Origin of the sequence: Williamsia maris (genome assembly GCF_024171815.1) — a bacterium.
Lineage (GTDB): Bacteria > Actinomycetota > Actinomycetes > Mycobacteriales > Mycobacteriaceae > Williamsia_A > Williamsia_A maris.
Genome location: NZ_JAMTCJ010000004.1, coordinates 273619 through 292515, shown reverse-complemented (window position 1 = coordinate 292515; position 18897 = coordinate 273619). Strand labels below are relative to the sequence as shown.

General features: G+C 61.3%; 17 protein-coding genes. 11 read left to right on the top strand and 6 right to left on the bottom strand.

Going from position 1 to position 18897, the window contains the following annotated elements:
- Positions 1–182 precede the first annotated feature (182 nt).
- Both LX13_RS20005 and LX13_RS20000 read right to left on the bottom strand, forming a co-directional pair.
- Positions 183–407 (bottom strand): hypothetical protein, encoded by a 225-nt coding sequence (locus tag LX13_RS20005; protein WP_253663090.1) that lies wholly within the window; start codon positions 405–407, stop codon positions 183–185.
- 52 nt (positions 408–459) lie between these two features.
- Complete coding sequence (locus LX13_RS20000) at positions 460–618, bottom strand: hypothetical protein (protein WP_253663089.1); 159 nt, start codon at positions 616–618, stop codon at positions 460–462.
- Between the two features lie 720 nt (positions 619–1338).
- On the opposite strand from LX13_RS20000, the gene LX13_RS19995 reads away from it, so the two are divergent.
- A complete protein-coding gene (locus LX13_RS19995) occupies positions 1339–1569 on the top strand; it encodes a hypothetical protein (RefSeq protein ID WP_253663088.1) in 231 nt (76 codons plus the stop codon).
- A 1042-nt stretch (positions 1570–2611) separates the two neighbouring features.
- Positions 2612–3199, top strand: a complete 588-nt coding sequence (locus tag LX13_RS19990; RefSeq protein WP_253663087.1) for an ArsR/SmtB family transcription factor — start codon at positions 2612–2614, stop codon at positions 3197–3199.
- A gap of 247 nt (positions 3200–3446) precedes the next feature.
- Here the strand turns inward: LX13_RS19990 and LX13_RS19985 are convergent, their stop codons facing one another.
- Positions 3447–4850: a hypothetical protein gene (locus LX13_RS19985; protein ID WP_253663086.1), complete on the bottom strand. Its 1404-nt coding sequence runs from the start codon at positions 4848–4850 to the stop codon at positions 3447–3449.
- A gap of 275 nt (positions 4851–5125) precedes the next feature.
- Here LX13_RS19985 and LX13_RS19980 point away from each other — a divergent pair, with 275 nt between their 5' ends.
- The 5 genes from LX13_RS19980 (at position 5126) to LX13_RS19960 (ending at position 9741) form a co-directional block, all read left to right on the top strand.
- Positions 5126–5575 (top strand): hypothetical protein, encoded by a 450-nt coding sequence (locus tag LX13_RS19980; protein ID WP_253663085.1) that lies wholly within the window; start codon positions 5126–5128, stop codon positions 5573–5575.
- A gap of 237 nt (positions 5576–5812) precedes the next feature.
- Positions 5813–6526, top strand: a complete 714-nt coding sequence (locus LX13_RS19975; RefSeq protein ID WP_253663084.1) for a hypothetical protein — start codon at positions 5813–5815, stop codon at positions 6524–6526.
- 283 nt (positions 6527–6809) lie between these two features.
- Positions 6810–7643 carry a hypothetical protein gene (locus LX13_RS19970; protein ID WP_253663083.1) on the top strand — a complete coding sequence of 278 codons (834 nt, stop codon included), beginning with the start codon at positions 6810–6812 and terminating at the stop codon, positions 7641–7643.
- A gap of 1058 nt (positions 7644–8701) precedes the next feature.
- Positions 8702–9214 (top strand): hypothetical protein, encoded by a 513-nt coding sequence (locus tag LX13_RS19965; RefSeq protein WP_253663082.1) that lies wholly within the window; start codon positions 8702–8704, stop codon positions 9212–9214.
- Positions 9211–9741 (top strand): hypothetical protein, encoded by a 531-nt coding sequence (locus LX13_RS19960; protein WP_253663081.1) that lies wholly within the window; start codon positions 9211–9213, stop codon positions 9739–9741. Before LX13_RS19965 ends, LX13_RS19960 begins: the two co-directional genes overlap by 4 nt.
- A 180-nt stretch (positions 9742–9921) precedes the next feature.
- Here the strand turns inward: LX13_RS19960 and LX13_RS19955 are convergent, their stop codons facing one another.
- Positions 9922–10518, bottom strand: a complete 597-nt coding sequence (locus LX13_RS19955; RefSeq protein ID WP_253663080.1) for a hypothetical protein — start codon at positions 10516–10518, stop codon at positions 9922–9924.
- A 204-nt stretch (positions 10519–10722) separates the two neighbouring features.
- On the opposite strand from LX13_RS19955, the gene LX13_RS19950 reads away from it, so the two are divergent.
- Positions 10723–11832: an SMI1/KNR4 family protein gene (locus LX13_RS19950; RefSeq protein ID WP_253663079.1), complete on the top strand. Its 1110-nt coding sequence runs from the start codon at positions 10723–10725 to the stop codon at positions 11830–11832.
- 521 nt (positions 11833–12353) lie between these two features.
- Entirely contained in the window at positions 12354–13373 is a 1020-nt protein-coding gene (locus LX13_RS19945; protein ID WP_253663078.1) for a tyrosine-type recombinase/integrase, read from the top strand.
- A gap of 65 nt (positions 13374–13438) precedes the next feature.
- Here LX13_RS19945 and LX13_RS19940 read toward each other — a convergent pair whose 3' ends face one another.
- Together LX13_RS19940 and LX13_RS19935 are read right to left on the bottom strand one after the other, a co-directional pair.
- Entirely contained in the window at positions 13439–13876 is a 438-nt protein-coding gene (locus tag LX13_RS19940) for a PIN domain-containing protein (RefSeq protein WP_253663077.1), read from the bottom strand.
- Complete coding sequence (locus LX13_RS19935; protein ID WP_253663076.1) at positions 13873–15039, bottom strand: hypothetical protein; 1167 nt, start codon at positions 15037–15039, stop codon at positions 13873–13875. Before LX13_RS19935 ends, LX13_RS19940 begins: the two co-directional genes overlap by 4 nt.
- Positions 15040–16149: 1110 nt before the next feature.
- Between LX13_RS19935 and LX13_RS19930 the strand changes: the two genes are divergently transcribed.
- Positions 16150–16869, top strand: a complete 720-nt coding sequence (locus LX13_RS19930; RefSeq protein WP_253663075.1) for a TnsA-like heteromeric transposase endonuclease subunit — start codon at positions 16150–16152, stop codon at positions 16867–16869.
- On the top strand, positions 16866–18890 hold the full coding sequence (locus LX13_RS19925) for a Mu transposase C-terminal domain-containing protein (RefSeq protein WP_253663074.1): 2025 nt from the start codon (positions 16866–16868) through the stop codon (positions 18888–18890). The genes LX13_RS19930 and LX13_RS19925 overlap by 4 nt, the downstream gene beginning before the upstream one ends.
- Positions 18891–18897 lie beyond the last annotated feature (7 nt).

Below are 18897 nucleotides of genomic sequence, written 5' to 3'. Positions count from 1 at the left end.
GACGAGCGGTACCGCGAGGTGACCACCGAGGTGAGCTCCATCGCGACTCAACCCTGGTGGAATCGCAGAATGCCATGGCGCTGAGGGTGGGAACGGCCACTCGTACACCGGAGACGTCGATTGCCAGGGGATCGCAGCGCACTGAATTGGATCATCCGGTAGGGCGGTGGCGGTTCCGAGGTTTATTCGGTGGTGCCGGGCTCGTAGAGGTCGGATTTGCCGGTGGCGATGGCGCCACCGGCGATGATGGCGTAGATGAGTGCGATGCCGGCGGCGACGGATGGCCAGGCGCGCCAGGCGACCAGGGCGAGAGAGACAGCCACACCGGTAGTGGCGAGTCGGAGGTTGAAAGGCCTTTGGATGAGCCAGCGGGCGACGGTGCGGCCGCCGTCGTTGGTGTCACTCACGTTTTGCGGGTTGCTCTCCGTGGATGTGACCCGCCGCCGGACATGGTGGCAATCACTGAGTTGTCTGGGCAGTCGCAGTTCTGATTCTTAGAGCCTTGAGGATGCACCAGGCAGCGAGGACGACGAACGCGATCGCGGCGAGTCGGCCGTAGATCGCGTTTCGAGCCCCGAACCACGACAACGCCGCGACCGCCAACCAGAGGACGGCCATGACCAGGTACGCAAGGAAGCCAGGCCTGCTTGTGTCTTTCGGTTCTCTCACCGCCATCTGTTCACCTTTGCGGTTGATGTCCGTGGCGGCAAGTACAGCATCGGGACGCCGACAGTGCAGAGCAGGCTTAGGCGTCGGTCTGAGTCAGGTCACCCGTTGTGTCGCCGGTGACCGATCGGCGGGGAGCTGTAAGGCCAAGGTCAACGGATGAGTCGCCAGGTCGCGAACACCCTGAAACCGTCGTTGCACGAATAATCACGAACTATGCAGGGGCAGTCAGCCGTACGTCACTTCGGACGTGCTTCGCGTCTCCGCTTCAAGGCGCCTGCGACAGTCAGCACCACGCCCAGCGCGGCGACTCCTATAACTATCCATAAGCCGGACCCGGTGGGCCAACTGGACTCACCGGGCGTGCAGGCAACCGGATCGCATCCAAATGTTTTGGAGGGGTGCTGAAACTCGCCGACGGTTCCGATCATGACCACCGAGAGCGCCAATATGAAGATCCCGACCCAGAACAATCTGCGGCCGGACCAGTTGACTACTCGGCGGGCGGGCACGACCAACTGTACGTCGAGGTAGCTCAATCGCACCGGCAGTGAACACAGCGCCAGTTGTCCAGGTGACGTAGCCGAAATGGGCCGGGAGTCAGTCCTCGCTCGAACCGACCACCGGCAGTGGGAAATTCGTACCCCTGACGCTCCTGCCATCGTGCTCGACGTGCCACCAGGAATGTTGTACGGCGCTGTGGTCGACGGCGACACCATCACCGCGATCCACAGAGACGCGAAGGACGTCGCCGGAGGTGTGCGGCTCGTACGCGTGAGCGCCACAGGGGCCGTCACCCTCGGGCCCGTCCTCCCGCCCATCCCAAGCAACGGCATCACCGATCCACGATGGATACTCGCCGGCTCCCCCTGCACCTGTTCTGCGGCGGCGACGTCGCTGTGACCATCCGGTCCGATCTGTCCGCGGGACCACCAGTCACCATTCCAGAAACGGTGCTCTGGGCCGGGTCCGCCGACGACCTGATCTGGGTCGTCACGCATCCACCCAGCGCCAGCAACAACCGTGTCGTTGAACGGTGGCCTTTTCACGAACCCACCACGTACGACCGAACACGCGGGCAGTTTTGGCTCGTAACCTTTCTCGACCCCACCACGATGAAACCCACCGCTAGCTACCCCGTCCACGACACCCGGCCCAAAGTCGCCCGGACCGCAGACGGCACCATCTGGACAGCCGGCAATCGGCTTCAAACATTCGCCAGCGGACACATGCAATGGCCGGACCCTGTCGACTTCGACCCCATGATCAGGACAACGATCGACCCCGTGCCCCCAATGAGGACGCCGTCGCGTGGCCAAAAGAAATAACGAAGCCACGTTTCGATTCGAGCTGCCCTCTGACCTCGAGGGCGCCGCGCTCAGCGACCAGATCAAGCGGGCAACAGTGCGCCACGCTGGCGACGCCGGTGCCGTCGCGATCGGCGACGTCCTGTTGACGGGAAGCCTCGACCTAGGAACAGGGATGCGACAGCACACCGTTCGAGTGCACCTCTACTTCGGCGGAGGCTCTTTCTGATTCGGCAGCGACCCTTCTCAAGCGAGACACCCGAAACCGCGCGCGGTACGACGCGTTAAAGGTTTTGGGGTTCGAGAGCACACCCGCGACATCGACGAAAGCCACCACGCACTACTACGGTTCGTCGAAAGCGGCATGCTCAACGCAGTAATGATGCGATCGCTGCTGCTCTGAAATTTCTGCTACGCAACCGGTCTCGCCTTCACGTTGACGTAGTCCCTGTATTCGGCCAGTTCCGCTGCAGGGGAGCGGCTTCGGCCTCATGTCAGTAAAACAGCGCTTTCACCTGACATGACTCGATCAGCCGGCGCAACCACCCATGGACGTGTTTGGTGCATCAGATCTGAGAGCAAAAAGACTCCCGAAGGAATTATTGCGCAAGATTCGTTGCGGATATATGGTGACGTCCGTGACCGAGAATCGAAAGACACGTGATGACATCAAACGGGTGTCGACCTTGCCCGAGCTCAAAGCTCTGTCACACCCCACGCGGCTGCGCTTGCTCCATGCACTCAAGGCTCACGACTCGCTGACGGCAACTCAACTCGGAGAAATTGTCGAGGAATCACCAGCGTCGGTCAGCTACCACGTTAATCAACTGGCCGCGAGTGGGTTTGTCGAGGAGACCGACAACGCGAGCGGGGACGGTCGGCAGCGGTGGTGGCGTGCAGCGCACGGAATTTCATGGTTTCCAACCGACTTCAGCGACTCGCCCCACGGAGCCACCGCGGCGGAGGCGGCGAAAGCCGTAATGCTCGAACACCAATGGTCACGCTTGATGGAATACGGCCGCACCGCTACATCCTGGGGACCTGATTGGACCGACGCGACGTTCAGCGCCGACAACGTTCTACGCTTGACCCCTTCTCAGACCGACGCCCTGGGTGTCGAGTTGCTCGAGGTCGTTGAGCGGTACCGCTCCGTCGCCGCCGCCGAGGAATCGCAAGACGCAGCAGTGGTGATGGTCCTGCTACACGGATTCCCGACCCAGACGTGAGGCCACGAGCACCCACTGGACTGGTGGAGCGCGATTGCGAGCAAGCTAACGTCTACTGGATAAGTCCTTTATCACTTTTGGACTTATTCTTGACGGCGCATCGCAGGTGGTCAGGAAGCTGTTGGGTGCGTTTTCGCCGGGTCTGTTCTGCCGTTGCCGCCACTACCCCGTCATGAGACGAGTGGCGTGCCGCGCCGCCGCGTGAGGTCCGCGGCCCGCCCAATGCTGCGATTTGGGTGGTGGCGAATTACGGCATGGTCAGAACGTCGAGCACGCGGCGCCCCGTTGTTTCGGTCACCAACCCGAGTTCGTCGAGGACAGGTGTGGTGAGTGTGGTGGTGATCAGGTGGGCGCCGGCGTCGGCGGCGTCGTGGATGGCGTGGAACGCTGCTCGGCGAATGCTGTAGTCAGGGGTGGTGGGAAGTGCTTCGAGGATGTCGAGGGACGCGACGCCCGGGGTGTCGGTCCAGGCGATCACGGCGTGGGCTGCGAACGCGTACGGCTTGTGTCGAACGTCTAGTTCGTGGTTCCAGGCAATGAGTCTGCTGGCGCGGTAGGTCACGGTGGTGTCCATTGCGAGGTTCTCGCCGTGCGGAATGGACACAATTCCGTTGGTGTCTGCTCGCGGGGTGAGGTTGCCGATGGAGCTGTAGCCGCCGCTGCGCGTGAGCTCCTGGCGGCGGCCAAGGTGGATGACGCCGTTGATGCGGCTGCGTTGTGCCCATCGCACCCAGCCGGTGCTGAGTTCTTCGTCCCAGTCGCTGGCTCGGTAGGACATCCAGGCGGCGGGATTTGAGACAGGGGAGTAGAACGATGCTTCCGTTTGGGGCAGTTGGGTGGCAATGGCGAAGGTGTTGGGGTTGCGTTTCCACCGAAAGTGCAGTTGCACCTCGTGTGGTGTTGCGATGAGGCGTTCAGGTTGCAGGCTGGTGTGGATCGCGCCGCGGATCCGGAAGAGTTGGTAGGCCTGCTCGAGGGCTTCGCGGGCCACGGGGGTGAGGTGGTCGAGGTCGTCCCCGGTCAGTTGTATTCGCCATGTCCCGTCGGGGTTGGTTCGTAAATCGCGTACAAGTTCCGCATCTGCGAACGGGCCTGACGCGGCCACTAGTTCGATCAATTCGGTGTTGTGCGTGGATGGTTCGAGTTTGCGGGGTAGCTGCTGGCTCGTGTGGCTGAGGCGCTGCCAGGTGAAGTTGTCGGGCGCGAGCAAATGGTGGTCGCGTCGAGCGATGAAGGACGCGAAAATCTTCTGGTGTGTGTGCAGCGCTGCGCGTTTGCCTCGGGGCCGGATGTTGGTGTGCAGCTGGTAGGCGTAGTCGGCGAGTTCATCGCCCAGAACGACGCGGAGCCATGCTTCACCTTCGGCGTCGGCGATGGCGGTGCTCGCACCATCGCGAATGGCTTCGGCGCCTGTAAGGCCGGCGGGGAAGGGGTAGATCGTCATCACCACGGCGCGCGGCAGCGAGTTGGGTGGAAATGAGCCAGCGTCATCGACATCGTGGACGGCGATCGCGATCTCGAGTTGAGTATCGGCGGCGGTGACGGAGCGACCTCGCAGACGGACCGTATTGATGACATCCGACAGCGACAGCCTGCGGGCACCGTCCTGTTGCTCGATCTGTTCGACGAGGTCGGAAACGGCTGGAGTCATACTCCACCGCGGCTGATCAGACGGAGGCATTCTTTCGACGCAGCGATGAGTTCATACTGACACGCTAGACCTGGCACCCGACCGGGCCACCACAGCCTCCCAGACGGTCTGGATTTGTTCGCACCCTACGGGCGGACCGGGCAAGACGCCACTGTTCCGCGGCCTTCGTAGGGTTCTCGGCCCGAACTTGACCGGGTGCAGAATCTACACGGCGATCAGACGAATCCGACATAGGGTCGCTGCATGAGTGGATGCGCTGTTGTTCTGCAGTTGGCGTGCTCGCGGTCCTCGCCGGCGCTGTGACCGGATGTAGTGACGACGGCGACGACGCACCGGCTGTGGCTGTTAGCGAGGTGGCGATCGTTGCTATCGAGATCCCGACGGACCCGTCGCGCATCTCCTTCAGCCGCCTGGGAACAGACCAACCGTTTCAGCTCGAGGGTGCTGTCGATGACTCACTCTCCGGTCAGGTGGCCGCGCTGTCGGGCCTGTGCAGCAGCGACGGTACGGATGGTCTGACATCCCGAATGAAGGTTAAGGTGTCCGGGGCGCTCCCGGAGGGCAAGATTACCGTCGAGGTACGCGGACGGGACGCCGCCGAGTGTGCAAACTCCGCGGCTGAGGCCGTGGTGCAGTTGGTGGACAAGTCGAGTGCGTTCATACAGGTGCGAAACGTGCTTCCGCAGGAGACGTACCTCTTCGGAAATGTCGTCAAGCGGGCATAAAATCGTGCACGACGCCAATACAACAAGCACGGCCCACTCGACGTCGGCTCGAATGACCAACCCCATCGGGGATCTCAAAATTGAAGTGCGGCAACGCATGTGAACTTCTACTGGATAAGTCCTTTATCACTTTTGGACTTCTTCTCTGGACCGGACCACCGCAGGTCAGGCATCTGCAACCGCGAGAGGCTGCAGCAGCGCTGTAATCGGGATGGATTGGTGTGCAAGTCTGGACCCGTGCCCAATTCCGACGTGCAACCGCAGGCGTTTCAAATCCATGTCTTTGACGAGGTCCCGGCTGACGTACTGGCGGATCCTGGCACATCGTTGCGGGCGTTTTTCCCTGCTGACCGCAACTTTGAGTTCCCGCCTCACGTTGGAGACGCACTGCGAGTGTTGCCCGAAAGCGGTTGGCGGATGATCCAGTCTCTCGACAACGACCGCAACCGGCGCGAGACCGTGGCCGCACCGTCCCTCGACGAGCCGGGGGCTTGGGTCCTCATCTCGTCGTCGCTCACCGAGGAGGGCCGGTGGATGGTCAGCACCACGGATGGATGGCCCCTGCACGCCGTGCCTGCGAAACGCTATCGACGCGCCCAGCTGCGATTGGATTTGATGGAGACGACGACCGCCGCCGGGACCCGGCCGAACATTCGGCCCACCTTGACCAACACCAGCAACGCAATGTGGCGCAACGTCGCCGAGGACACACCGACCGTTCTTGCCTGGCTGCTCGACGCAGACGGCAAACCAATCATGACACCCGGGGTCGTGTACTCCGGCGGAGTCGGAGGCCTACCAGACCTGAACCCCGGCGAAACCGTTGAGCTCTACCGGGCAGACCTCACGACACCCGACATCGAATCCTTTCCCCAGGGGGAGTACACGGTCATCGGCCTATTGAAAGACCTCAACCTGCGATCCGAGCCCGGCCTGTTACGTATCACCTGACGGGGAGAAGCTCGGGCTGCTTTGCATCGTAAGTGCGATCAAATCCACTGTCGCACAACATGACTGAACTTCTACTGGATAAGTCTCTTATCGCTTTTGGACTTATTCCCATCACCGGATCACCGCAGGTCGAAGGACCTACGAGCTGGACCTATGCGCAACATCAACGCATCGAACTCGCGAGGATGGATCACTGTGGACGCCAGCCGGCAGTGACACGTACGATTCGCCATTAGGTGCACTGGGACCCGCGGCCGTCGTGCTGCGGATCGTCTAACTCCCGGTGAACACGGTGATTACACCTTTGCCGTCGCTGACGGTTCGGATTGCATTGTTCGAGTACGAATGTTGCCGCACCCCGCCTGCGGTCGGCGAGACCATCACAGGCACCCTCCATGCCCACCCCACCGGCGCTGATCGGTCGCCGGTGCGCGTCACCGGTTGGGACCGCGACCGCGACCTCGTCACAGTTGATGGCGGAGTCGCGCGGTGGGACCCGTCTGACGGCAACCCCCTCGACCAGCCCATCGTTATCTGGCTGTCATGGCACTCCGACGGTGTACCCGGCGTCGAAGCCACAGCAACAATCGCCAGGGTCCGCCAGATCTATCTGGGAACAGCACAGGACCCGGCCAGCGGCGAGACCCTGCACCAGGTCGAGCGGGTCCAGAAGTTCCCCGAACCTCTACTCACCGCGGCCGGCCCATTTGACCCCGGCGGCGCCGTGGTCACGCTCACCGACCTCATACTCGTCGAACCCGCACCTCAACAGATCACCGATTACAGGGCAGCACAGGATGTCGCCCGGCGAACAGTCCACATCACCGCACCGCCAGCCTATTTCGGGCCCGTCGTTCCCGGCCGCGGAGACCGGATCACCGTCGACCTCGACGACCCCGCCGCTCAGATCCACAACCGGCCCACCGAGGCGGGTCGACTCGTCGCCGGCGTCACACGCCAAGTCAGCGAAGCCGTCCCCGCGCGCAGCGTCGGCCCCGCCGGGATCATCGTCTATCGCCGCGGACCAGCCAATACCCCCTCGGCAGACATCACCAACGACATGTACATCGCTCTAGTCCTCGACGAGCCGACCGTCCGACCTCCCGGCCGCGCGTGATAACCGACCACCCACACGCCCTCGGCTACCTGGTCACTGGCGGCACATCCATCTCCACGAGAGTGAGGTGCGTGGGCCCGATTGGGCCGGGGTAAAACTGATGCCCCTCCATCGACGTGGCCAGTTGCGTGGTGGCGATGTTGTCGACGCGCCACACGTCGACTGGGCCGCCGGTGTTGTTCATCTCGGTGAACCAGCGACGCTCAAACTCGCCGATTGCAAGGAAACAGCCCGCCAACTGCGGTACACGGGGGCCCGCGATTCCTGGTGCGGCTCCCATCCGGCGCCAGTCCAAACCGTGGCGTCTGATCGACTCTCGGTTCAACACAGAGCTCACATGAAAAAGCTCAGTCATACACACCTCTATGACGGCGTTGAGTCAACGCTGGACAGGTAACCCGTTTTGGGATCGATTTCGGCAAGGAAGTCTCGAATGGCTCTCCGGCGGTGCGCGATCGTCGGCAACGGCAGTGGGAGCGGTGCCGGCGGCAGCCCACTACTGGATCGCCACGCGACCCGCGGTGCGCTGGCCTCAAACCCATACCCGGGGGTGGGGCCGCTAACCCAGGTATAGCGGCAACCACCGTCTGCCGCGACCGCGACCCGAAATGCTTCACCGTCAACTACCAGCGCGATAGAGCCATCCGCAGCCGTCGGCCGCCAATCGTCGTCCACATCATCCCCCTTCACGCACCTATCGTCGCCCAAACGTCGGCCCACCCGCGAGACAATTTCTAAGTGCGCTTCTCCAGGATCTGCGCAGGACCTCCGTCGTGGATAGAGCAGAACAGCCGCACCGCCGCCGCAGAGGTGGCCGCTTCCGGTGTCGCCTGGCCGTACCGCGCAGGCACCGGATTCGTGACCCCACCTCCACCGACGGCGTCGCATCCTGGACCGACGCAGGCCGCCACCACTGCATTGGCACACGGTCGGAGACCGCACCCGCAGCCTCCCCGCCACAGCACCGACCAGCGGATTTCCGCTTCTAACCGTCTTGTGGCAGGCAGGTGCGCTGTCGCAGGCTTCCGCGCTGTGTCGTGTGCCCATAGGGTCGCAACATGCATCCGTCGATCAACGAGTACTTCGCTGACGCCGCGCACTGGGTCTACTGGCCTGATGGGTCAATCACTGGTCCGGGCGCGCCCCCGCAGCGATGGACGATCGCGATCGCGACAGTGCGTCGTGACGTACCGTTCATGCAGACCGGGGAACGCGCTAACGCCTGGGACGTAACGACTTCGGTGTGGAATCTCTTCATCTCCGACGATGATCACGCGGCGATCGAAATCCGCGACACCGATGGGCGAGCTCTCATCTACACCGAGAACGCTGACGACGTTGCCGGCCGCAGCGACGCGTCGACGATCTACTGGGTGGCCGATCTGGTGCAGGGTGACTTCGCCGCGCACGAGTGGGTGCTGTGGCCCGCACTCGAGGGACGGCCACCGATGGATCCGACCGTCGTCGACGGCCGTGCCATGTGGGTGGACCACCAATCGCATGAACCTGTGATGCCGATCGGCGAACTACACGCTCACTCACTCGGCGGCGAAATGGTCGTCGGGCCATGATGGCAGGTCGCTGGGACTCGTTCGGCCAAGCACGCAATGAACAGGTGCTAACGGCCACCTGGACACAAGAGCGGGGTGTCGAGGTGGAATCGTCTGACTTGCCTGACGCGTGGCTTTCCGCGTTGGGACGCATAGGCCGAGACCTTCATTTGTGTCAGTACGGCAACTCTATCGAGCGGATCGATTGGGTCGCCGAGTACGAAGCCTCCAGCGGAGGTGTCCTGTTATATAGCCGCGTGACCGCTAAGGGGCGGGTACCGAGCGGGTGGGGCGTCAGCGGCGCCATTGCACGCGTCGTTGACGACGAAGAAACGGTAGCCGCAGTGAACGCTGAACTAGTGGCTAACGAGGTGGCCGACGCCGGTGTTGCGTGGCCGTACCGCGAGGGCGATGGATTCATGAGCCCGCGCCTCATCAACGGAGTCGCGACCTGGACCGACAAGGGACAACACCATGTCATCGGTTCACTGTCAGACACTCCAGCCAGTGCCCATATTCTCAAACACGCTGTCCGACAACATAAGTGAAACTTTACTGGATAAGTCCTTTATCACTTTTGGGCTTATTCTCGACATGCATCACCGCAGGTCAGCCGAGGTAGGGCGTACGGCGCCGGCGGCCTCCGTCGTGGCTGACCGATCCCCAGGGTTCGCTACGAACGAGGCACGGATCACTGGCCGCGTGCGTGGGAGAGGGGAGCGCTCGGGTCACTGCTTGTTGTGGCGGTAAAGGGCAGTTCGGCGGGCTTTGTTGCCGTCAGGGCGGAACTTCAGTTTGCGCTGCGGCGGCGGCGGGTGGTCGGCTGCTTGTTGCGTTGCGGGTTCAGTCGGCCGTTGTAGCGGGGGATCCGCGCTGCGGTAGGTCACGGCGGCGGTGACGTGGAACTGGACGCGTCCACTGACATCTAGCTGGCTGCTTATGCTGTGCGACATCCCAGCGAACGCGAGCTGTTCACGTTCAAACATGAGGTAGCAACCGATCTCGGCCTCTCCCGATGCAGCGTCAGTCGCGGCGCGCACAGTAGCGAATGGGCCGAGGTTCAGGACGGTGCCGACGAGTTCTCCAGTGGTGTCGGCTGGGTCCGTATCGAAGCACATGATCACCGAGGCGAGGTACTGCGCCTCCTCAGCGGTAGCGACATCGACGATGGAGTGCGAGTGCGCCACCAACCGTTCGCAGCTCTGTTCGGTGGCCGTCTGTGCTGCAGACGTGATCTCCCGGGACACCGCGGCTACGGCGTCGAACAGCTCTGAGAACGGACCCAAGACGCAGGCCCTGGCGCCGAAGTCTCCCGAATCACGCATAAAGCGAGTATGCCCGCTAGTTCATCCGCCGCAGCGGGATCTCCTCGCCACATGGAGCACCTCGCACGCTGTGGACGTTTTGATCAGGCGTTCTCTGTGCGAGTGAAGGATTGCTAACTATGGTGTTCGAATGGGTGTGAAGCGACAACCGGGTCATCTCGCGCGGCAAAGGCCGTATCGCGCCGCGACCTCGACGGAGATGTCGTGACCGCGAGCGTCTTTCTGGAGTTGTTGAGCCCCTTCGAAGTGCGAGTGCGTGCCGAACCGGCGTGGCGCGACAGTGTGTCGAAGGAGTATCAGCACGGCAAGCTGCTGGCGTGCGCTCCGGGCGCACCGGATGGCTCAATCCCCGGTGATGTCGTGATCGTGCTCGAAGAAGCAGTCGGCATGGTGGCTTTCGAATGGGGAAACTTGAGCGATTCGCCGGAGCTCGTCCCTGACGGTTGGGAGGTCATTGAGGAGATCGGCGCCCATTTCGTACCCGGGACGCGATTGCTGCCGTTTGAGACCTACGACGATGAGAGCGTCATGGATAAGCTCCGGCCAGTAGAGGACCTGTACAGGTCTCTCAACGGATGGCATGTCGTGCGCGTCAGCGTGCGAGGAGTAGACGGTGTTCCCGACGGCGGTTCGGTCAAGGTGCAGATCTGGCCGACAGACGGGCCCCGCGGGCTACACGAGCTCGTGGACACCCCGAAAGTTTCGCTGCGTCCGCCGCCGGTCCGCGACCGCACAGAAGCCGCGCGCGCGACTGCGACTAGTTGGCGAAACCTGATCGAGCAGTTGCGCGATCGCGGGGCGCCGCTCGTTGCGTCGACGCTCAGCACAGGCGCTACAGAAGATCAGATCCAGGCGACGGAGATACTGTCAGGTGTGTCCTGGCCAAGCGATCTCAAGGCGTGGTTCCGTACCGTAAACGCCCACAGCGAGAACCTGTTTCCCGAGTTCGACCTCCTGAGCCTCGATGAATCCGCCGATGCCAGGGCCACGATGCTCGCCGCGCACGACTGGATACCGGACACCGAGGACGGCAATGGCCGCGGGAACGAACCGGTGTACCGGTTCATCCCCGCGTTTATTCCTATCGCGGCGGGTGACGGATTGATGCTGGTGTACGACGCCAGGCCGGGGCCGGCGACCGGTCAGGTTGTCGAGTTTGACGATGTCGACAGCGATGACTCGACTCGAAGATGGGACAGCCTGGCCGCCCTCCTCGATGCACTCGCGGCAACCCTGCGCGGCGATTCCGGCTGGAGTGTGTTCGCGACGCCCCCTCGCGGCGAGCCGAACTGGACGCTGGTCGAGTCGGGATAGAGCGATGCTACTTACGTGAAACACGCTGTCCCGCAGCAAAAGTGAACGTCTGCTTGACATAATGTATCTTATCGGCTCGCGAGACACACTGTGTCCGAGACCTTTTGGCGGCATCCCGATGTCCGATCCAGAAAAAGATGACAGTAATCCAAGAAGACCTGAGAGTTGTCCGACTGGCCGCACGGTTCCACGAAAATATGAGAGTTGGCTGCCACAGCGCCCCGGCGGCACCATACGACCGAGTCGTCGCAGTTGCTCGGCGCGGGTACAGTCGCTCGCAGGCCGATCCATTGCGATGGATTTGGAAGTGAGCCGCAGGATATCTCGCCGGACGACGAGGCCTGCGGCTCGCGCTTTACGACCCCTGGCCGTCACACCAATCCCGCTCAGAGCATGTGATTCGTCACTGTGACGTATCACGGCGTTTCTGCCCTCGCGCCATCTGCGCTGCTCCAAGCGTCTCCCGTGCCCTTTTTATGGATAATGTTGATTATCCATGAAATCTGGGCCAGGGTGGACTCATGTCCAACGTCGCCTTAGACAAGCCGTCGCAAGCCTTCCCCGTTTGGTTCGAGCAGTTCATGGATGACCGTCAAATGCGCAAGCTCTCCCCCCATTCACTGAAGGCCTATCGGCAGGATTTCGCGGCTATCGCTGTACTGATCGCGGGAAGTTCGGAAGCTTTGTCCGTGGAGGACATCACGAAGGCATCAGTTGGTGGCGCGTTCTCAGCGTTCGCGCGTGAGCATGCTGCGACCTCAATCCGCCGCTGCTGGTCGACGTGGAATGTGCTGTGCACGTTCCTGTTCACTTCAGAGCTTCTGGAGTCGAACCCGATGCCGCTCATCGGACGGCCGAAGCTTCCTAAGACGCTCCCAAAAGCTCTGCCCATTAGAGCCATCGAGGCGCTCTTGGTCGCGATCACTCAACCTACGGTCCACCGGGCGACAGATTGGCCTGAGCGCGATCTCGTAATCGTGCTCACCGGACTACTAGCGGGACTACGTGCCGAGGAACTCAGGTCGTCTGACATTGGCGACATCCGCACGAATGGAGACGGCTCAGGCGTGATCTCCGTCCGTGGCAAAGGCGGCAAGCATCGTAATATCCCCATCGAGGCGAGCTACCTCGACGTGCTGCGGATATATCTCCAAACACGCGCACGTCGTAACCCTATGCGACGCAGCCGAAATGCGGATACTGACCCGTTGACTTGGTGGCCGGCGAACGCGCCGCTGTTTGTTGGGCGTGACGATGAGCGAATCAGCCGCGGCACTCTGCAATCGCGGATTGCGCGAGCATTCAAGCTTGCTGGCCCCGATGCTCAGCCCGTTGCCGGGGCCCTTGTGCACGGCCTCCGACATACGTTCGCCACCGAGTTGGCGAACGCTAATGTCAATGTGTACACGCTGATGGAGCTCTTAGGTCACGAGTCGATCATCACTTCACAGCGTTACGTCGCGGCCGCCGGTGTCGAGTCACGCTCGGCGGCAGCGACAAACCCTTTGTATCGATTCGCCGAGCAGGCACAGCTGCCCTAGTCAGTCGACACTAGTGAAATGCAGAGCAGGTACACGGAGGTGTTTGTCAAAACGGTTGCAAGTCTTCATTTTTCGATGATTGCCTTAAGTTCTGCGCTGGTTTTGAGCGAAATCCCAAATAAATCGGCCTTGGTCCTCACGGCATCGTCGTCGGAGACGACGACCCAGTTCGGCCCGAATAGCAATCCTTCGTTCTGATGCTGCGCGTCCAGTGCGCAGGCGACGATGATCGGGTCGGCGTTGCCGCGGTTGGCGAAGAGATCAACGAGCGATGTATCGCCGACGGAGACTGTTGCCATCACGCTAACGAGTTGGCGCAGCACACCTGGCGTCGTTCGGTACTCACGCTCCAACAGCACCTCGTAGTCGGGGAACCCGCGTGCTTCGTACAGGACCTCACTTGGCACATGACAGCTCGAAACAAAAAACTCGCTCGCACGCTGCCTCGTCGACATCTTAATGAGCACGTTGTTGTCGATGAGGTACTGCTGGTCGTCGCTCAACCCACCACCGCTCTTAAGTCAGCGAGCTGCGTAGGCTTCAGCTTGTTTAGGCATACAGATTTGCAAAACTGTCTCTCGGAGAGCCTTCCCGCGTCGAGCGCGTCGAACATCCGGCTGACCAGCTCCCGTCCGGCGTATTTTCTTACCGCCTTGGCTGGTAACGGATTACGCGCCTGGGACTTCGGCCTGCTCGCGTGTCGTCGGTTGAGCTCAGTGAGGTAAGCGCTCGACGTCTCGACATCGACAAGCTTGAGATGCATCGCGCGGACGGCTAAGGCACTCGGCGTGACCTTGAAATGGTCCGCGGCCGCCACTATGTCGTCTAGGGACCCTAGGGGCAGCGTGATGATCTCTTCGACGGGCATGAGAAGTTGCTCGACGATCTCGTACTCGCGGCCAGGGGCCGCGCCCCCACTCTGGGTCTGGTAGGTGACCGGGGCAAATATGTTTCGCGCGATGAGGACCGTCAAGAGCGTGAGGGTGAACACCTGGCGCCCGTAAAGCTCTTCCTGCCCGAGCTCGCTGGCAAGGAAGATATACGGCACCTTCTTGTCTTTGATCGCCATGCCGCTGAAATTGGCCTTGAGCTGCTGAGGCATGTAATTGCGAACACTGCGGGAGACCAAGATTTGACTAGACTCCAGTCGGTCGATGAGGAGATTTAGCGCAGCCTCCTTATTCCGTGCCGACTGCAAGTCGCTGCGGGTCAACTTGATGGCACGCATCAGCGCTTGGGCGTCTTGCTCGACCGTCGTCCCAGGCTTCCCGATCATCCCGACAATCGTGTTGTGAGTTAGCGTGTCGTCGTACTTCTTCAGCGTCGCCTGCTTGCGAAGCAGATCTTTGACGATGAGCTCTATTCGATGCAACTCGACCGTTCCACGCGAGTTCACGGAGAACGTCGCCTTGCTGATCCCTTCCAGCAGTTTTCCGGTGTTGGCCCTGATTTGAGCTCTCACGACAGCGACAGGACCGAAGAACAATGAGTATGGGATCTCACCCTTGCGTGCCAACCTCACGAGGGTTTTGAACTCGATTGACCCCTTCGCCAGCGCGTTTTGGTAGGCGACGTAGTCGCTGGCTACCGAATTTTCCAACAGCTCAACGAACACGTCCCGGTCAATCGGTATTGAGTCGCCATCCAGAACGACGCTAATTGTCACGCGGTCTGCGCCTGCCTCACGTGTTCTTCGGCGATCGCCTCGTCGACCCCCAGCTTGACGAAGACCTTGCCCTCGAGAACCTTCACGTGGGCGGGATCGAGTGCGTGGTGCTCGCCGGCGGTGACTGCTCCTGGGTCCTGGCACGCTCAAATCCCACATGTGCCATTCGGGCCGAAGCGTTCAGCTTCGTTATTCCGCCCACATGTGTCGGTTCGGCGGTCGACCCGTCGAGAAAAATCGTGCTGCCGAGACGCGCTGCGCTCACGCCCGATCCGACGGGTATCGCTCCAGCAACCACCGCAAGTAGGACTGAACCTTGGCGACCCTTCGCGCTTCCTTCTGCGTCATCGACGTGGTCCTCTGCACCTCATCGAGAGCCTCGAGTTGCCTCACCAGCTTGCGGCGCTTGGCCCCAAAGGCCACCCTGCACTTTGCGCTACAAAATAACGGCTTCTGACCGGCCACGTTCGGATCGAACGTGCACATTTCGAGGCACTCGGGGTTCATACACCGAGCCGTCGATTGCGACGGGATGGTAGAAAGTTCGATCAGATCATTGACAGCACTCATCACAGTGCCTCCCAACCAGTTGACGCCAGAACTGACAGGGAAGGCACACCGTCGGAGTCTCGTCGGCAGCGGAGCGAAATGAATCCGCAGTGATGCCGTGATTCTTTCGGTGCAACTTCGACTCTGAGTGTACCCACCGGGTTGACGACGACCCGTATTGCAAGACGACGCTGCGATCGGCGACCTATTGCGACGTTCGGGGATTCAATCAGCACTAGACACCACCTGTGGTTGCCGGTAACGTTTCGACCTGAAGCGCAAGCAGGTGGTGATGACCTGTGAAAGCTGGTGCCGTCGCGCCAACGACGACACCAGCCACGATGACCCCTACCCACTAAGTGGAGGTATCGCTATGCGCAAGCATAGTTGTGCGCACCCTCAGGTGCCACAGATTCTCTTTTCGACACCGTTACCGGCAGGCCTCGGACCCGGATGCGGCGCGACACGCGCCGTACGCGTGCTGACCTACTCGCGAATGTTGTCGTGACGAAACCGACGTCGGTGAAACTACCGATCGGTTCGGCACCATACGACCAGCTGATGTACGTGGACCCCGATACGCGACGGTCGGTCAGACGTCCTATACGCCCCGACGAGCTGGGCGCCGTAGCGTTCGAAAGCTTCCCTCCGATACGTCGGTTCCCCGCCTACAAGGGGAAGCGGTCGCATGAAGGAAGCTACTGGTTCTCCGGCACAGGCTCCCATGTCAGATTCGAATCGCACTTCGAGTCGATCGCGCTGATGCTTCTTGATTTCAGCCAGCAGGTCCAGCGTGTGAGCTCAAACCCCTTCTGGCTCCTGTGGCCAAAAGGGTTGACCCCGGCCCGCCACGCCCCCGACTTCTTTGCGCGCACCCACAACGGTTCGGTCGTTCTAGTCGACGTCCATCCCGCCGCTCTAATCTCGGAACAGATAGCCGAGCAGCACCTACGAACGCGGCGGGTCTGCGAGGCCCTTGGTTGGAGCTATCACGAGTTCACCGCAGTCGAGCCGGTCGTCCAACACAATGTGAGTCTGCTGGCCGGCTACAGCAGACCGCGATCTGCTCCCCCACCGGCGATCGCCACCATCATCCGGTCACACGTACCGACTCCCTCCGCCGGTGGCATCACAGTCGCCGACCTACTGGACGCGGCCCACGACGCGACTGGGCTCTCGCACCACAGCATCTCCACGGCGGTCTACCACATGCTGTGGCGGCGCCAACTGCATACGAATCTGCAACGACCTCTCACGAGCGACGCCAAGGTTTGGCGATGATCACCCTCTCATGCGGAGATGAAGTCGGACTGCGAAGCGACCGTTGGCAAGTCAGCGAACTAGAGGCCGGACGCGTAGAGCTGCAGAGCTTCACCGACGCAACCACTCTCTCCATGACGATCAGTGAGCTCCTCACCAACGACTCGTTCATTGCTCCGGCAGGGAGCAATAATTTCCCCGACCAACGCCAACTCGACCACATGCCCCAGACACGCCAGCGCGAAGCGGAGTTTTGGTACGAGCTGATGCACCAGGTCAAATACGGATCGACACCGGCCGAAGTAGGCCTCATCGCGGCCACAGCATTAACCGGCACCCTTGAAGAGCGCTTGCAGAAGAAGCGAAACGAGCTCCACAACAGAGGAATTGAAGTTTCGATGTCCACCATGTGGCGCCGATACATCGGGTTCGCAGCTGACGGCATCGTCGGATGTGCCGACAAGCGTGGACTCCCCGGCCACACACGTCAGAAGGCAACGGATCCACTCGTACACGCGATCCTCTGGGATGTGATGCGATCGTTCACAACGAAGTCAACACCGTCAAAAAAGCAGGTGATCGAGCTTGCCCGCACGGCGCTCTCCGCACGTAACGTAGTGGCGCCGTCCAGATCAACGATGTACTCGATCATAGACTCGCTTGATCGAGGCGAGCACACATTTGGGGAAGCAGCCACTCGTCGGAGCCTCGCCAACAGCCCCGACCGTGCATTCGGCAAAGTACGACAACTCTATCCGGGGCAAGAGGTCCAGCTCGATTCGACTCCGCTCGACGCCTTCGTACTTACAGCAGATGGCCGGACTGAGCGAGTCGATCTCGCACTGGCTATCGACGTGGCCACGCGAACAATCTGCGCAGCAATCCTAAGGCCACGAGCCGCCCGTACCGTCGACGCCATCGAACTGTGTACGGGAGCCATGCGCCCTATGGAACTGCGGCCCGGGTGGAGCGACGCCATGTCAATGGCCCGCTCGTACCTACCCGACGAGATGCTCCCGGAAGGCGAGCTAGCCGAACATGTTGCCGCGCGACCCATTATCGACGTCAGAGGAGTCCTCGTTGACCGCGGGAAAGTTTTCGTCTCCAATCACTTTCTCCGGGTGCTGGAGAGTCGACAGATCAGCCATCGCATAGCGTCCCCATACGATCCGACCAACAAACCGATTGTCGAACGAGTATTCAAGACCATCAGCGAGGACTTCGTTCGCTGGATCGTCGGGTACAAAGGCCGCGCTGTGGTCCACCGCGGCGCGCACCCCGAGACCGACGCGGTGTGGCCGCTCCCGCTGCTACAGGCAATGCTCGATGAATGGATCGTCGCTGTATATCAGCAACGCCCAACGTCTGGATTACGGCACAATCTGATGCCCATGAAGGCGCTATCCCCGAACGCGATGTACGGCGCACTCACCGCATCGATGCCGACGACGACGCAGGTACTGACCCACGATGAGTGGATTTCACTTCAACCGTGCGCATGGCGAACAGTTCAGCGGTACGGAATCAACTTCCAACACCTGATCTACGACAGCGACGAATTGCGGTTCCACGACCTACGTCGCACAAAGTCGCGCCACACAACCCGAAGTGGACAGTGGGAGATCAGGTACGACCCGGGAAATTTGATGACGATCTGGGTTCGTGATGACGAAGAAGGACAATGGATCGAATGCCGTTGGGTCCGTGCCCAACACAGCCCCGAACCGTTCGGGATCGACGTTCTTGGGTCACTGCTCAAGCTGATCGACGGCCAGCACGAAATTGATCAGCAAGTTCTTCAGACATGGAGGAAGATCTGCGGCCAACTGCGCGAAGGCCCTGCGACTGAGGTCCGAAGAAGCGAATCGACGGTGAAAGTCGCAGTAGCCGCTGCGCACAGAGAGAAGACTCGCAACGAAATGCGCCACAACGAGACCGTTGACACAGACCAGGCGGCCCCGTCAACTAGGCCGCCTGAGGCCGTAGAACAACTGTTTGCTGTGCAACCACTTTCGGCGCTACGAACAACCGACGATTGGTGAGGTAGTG

Coding starts and splice junctions, on each gene's coding strand:
- LX13_RS20000 (WP_253663089.1), bottom strand. CDS start 618: ATGGCCGTCCTCTGGTTGGCGGTCGCGGCGTTGTCGTGGTTCGGGGCT.
- LX13_RS19985 (WP_253663086.1), bottom strand. CDS start 4,850: ATGACTCCAGCCGTTTCCGACCTCGTCGAACAGATCGAGCAACAGGAC.
- LX13_RS19965 (WP_253663082.1), top strand. CDS start 8,702: ATGCATCCGTCGATCAACGAGTACTTCGCTGACGCCGCGCACTGGGTC.
- LX13_RS19960 (WP_253663081.1), top strand. CDS start 9,211: ATGATGGCAGGTCGCTGGGACTCGTTCGGCCAAGCACGCAATGAACAG.
- LX13_RS19955 (WP_253663080.1), bottom strand. CDS start 10,518: ATGCGTGATTCGGGAGACTTCGGCGCCAGGGCCTGCGTCTTGGGTCCG.
- LX13_RS19945 (WP_253663078.1), top strand. CDS start 12,354: ATGTCCAACGTCGCCTTAGACAAGCCGTCGCAAGCCTTCCCCGTTTGG.
- LX13_RS19930 (WP_253663075.1), top strand. CDS start 16,150: ATGTACGTGGACCCCGATACGCGACGGTCGGTCAGACGTCCTATACGC.
- LX13_RS19925 (WP_253663074.1), top strand. CDS start 16,866: ATGATCACCCTCTCATGCGGAGATGAAGTCGGACTGCGAAGCGACCGT.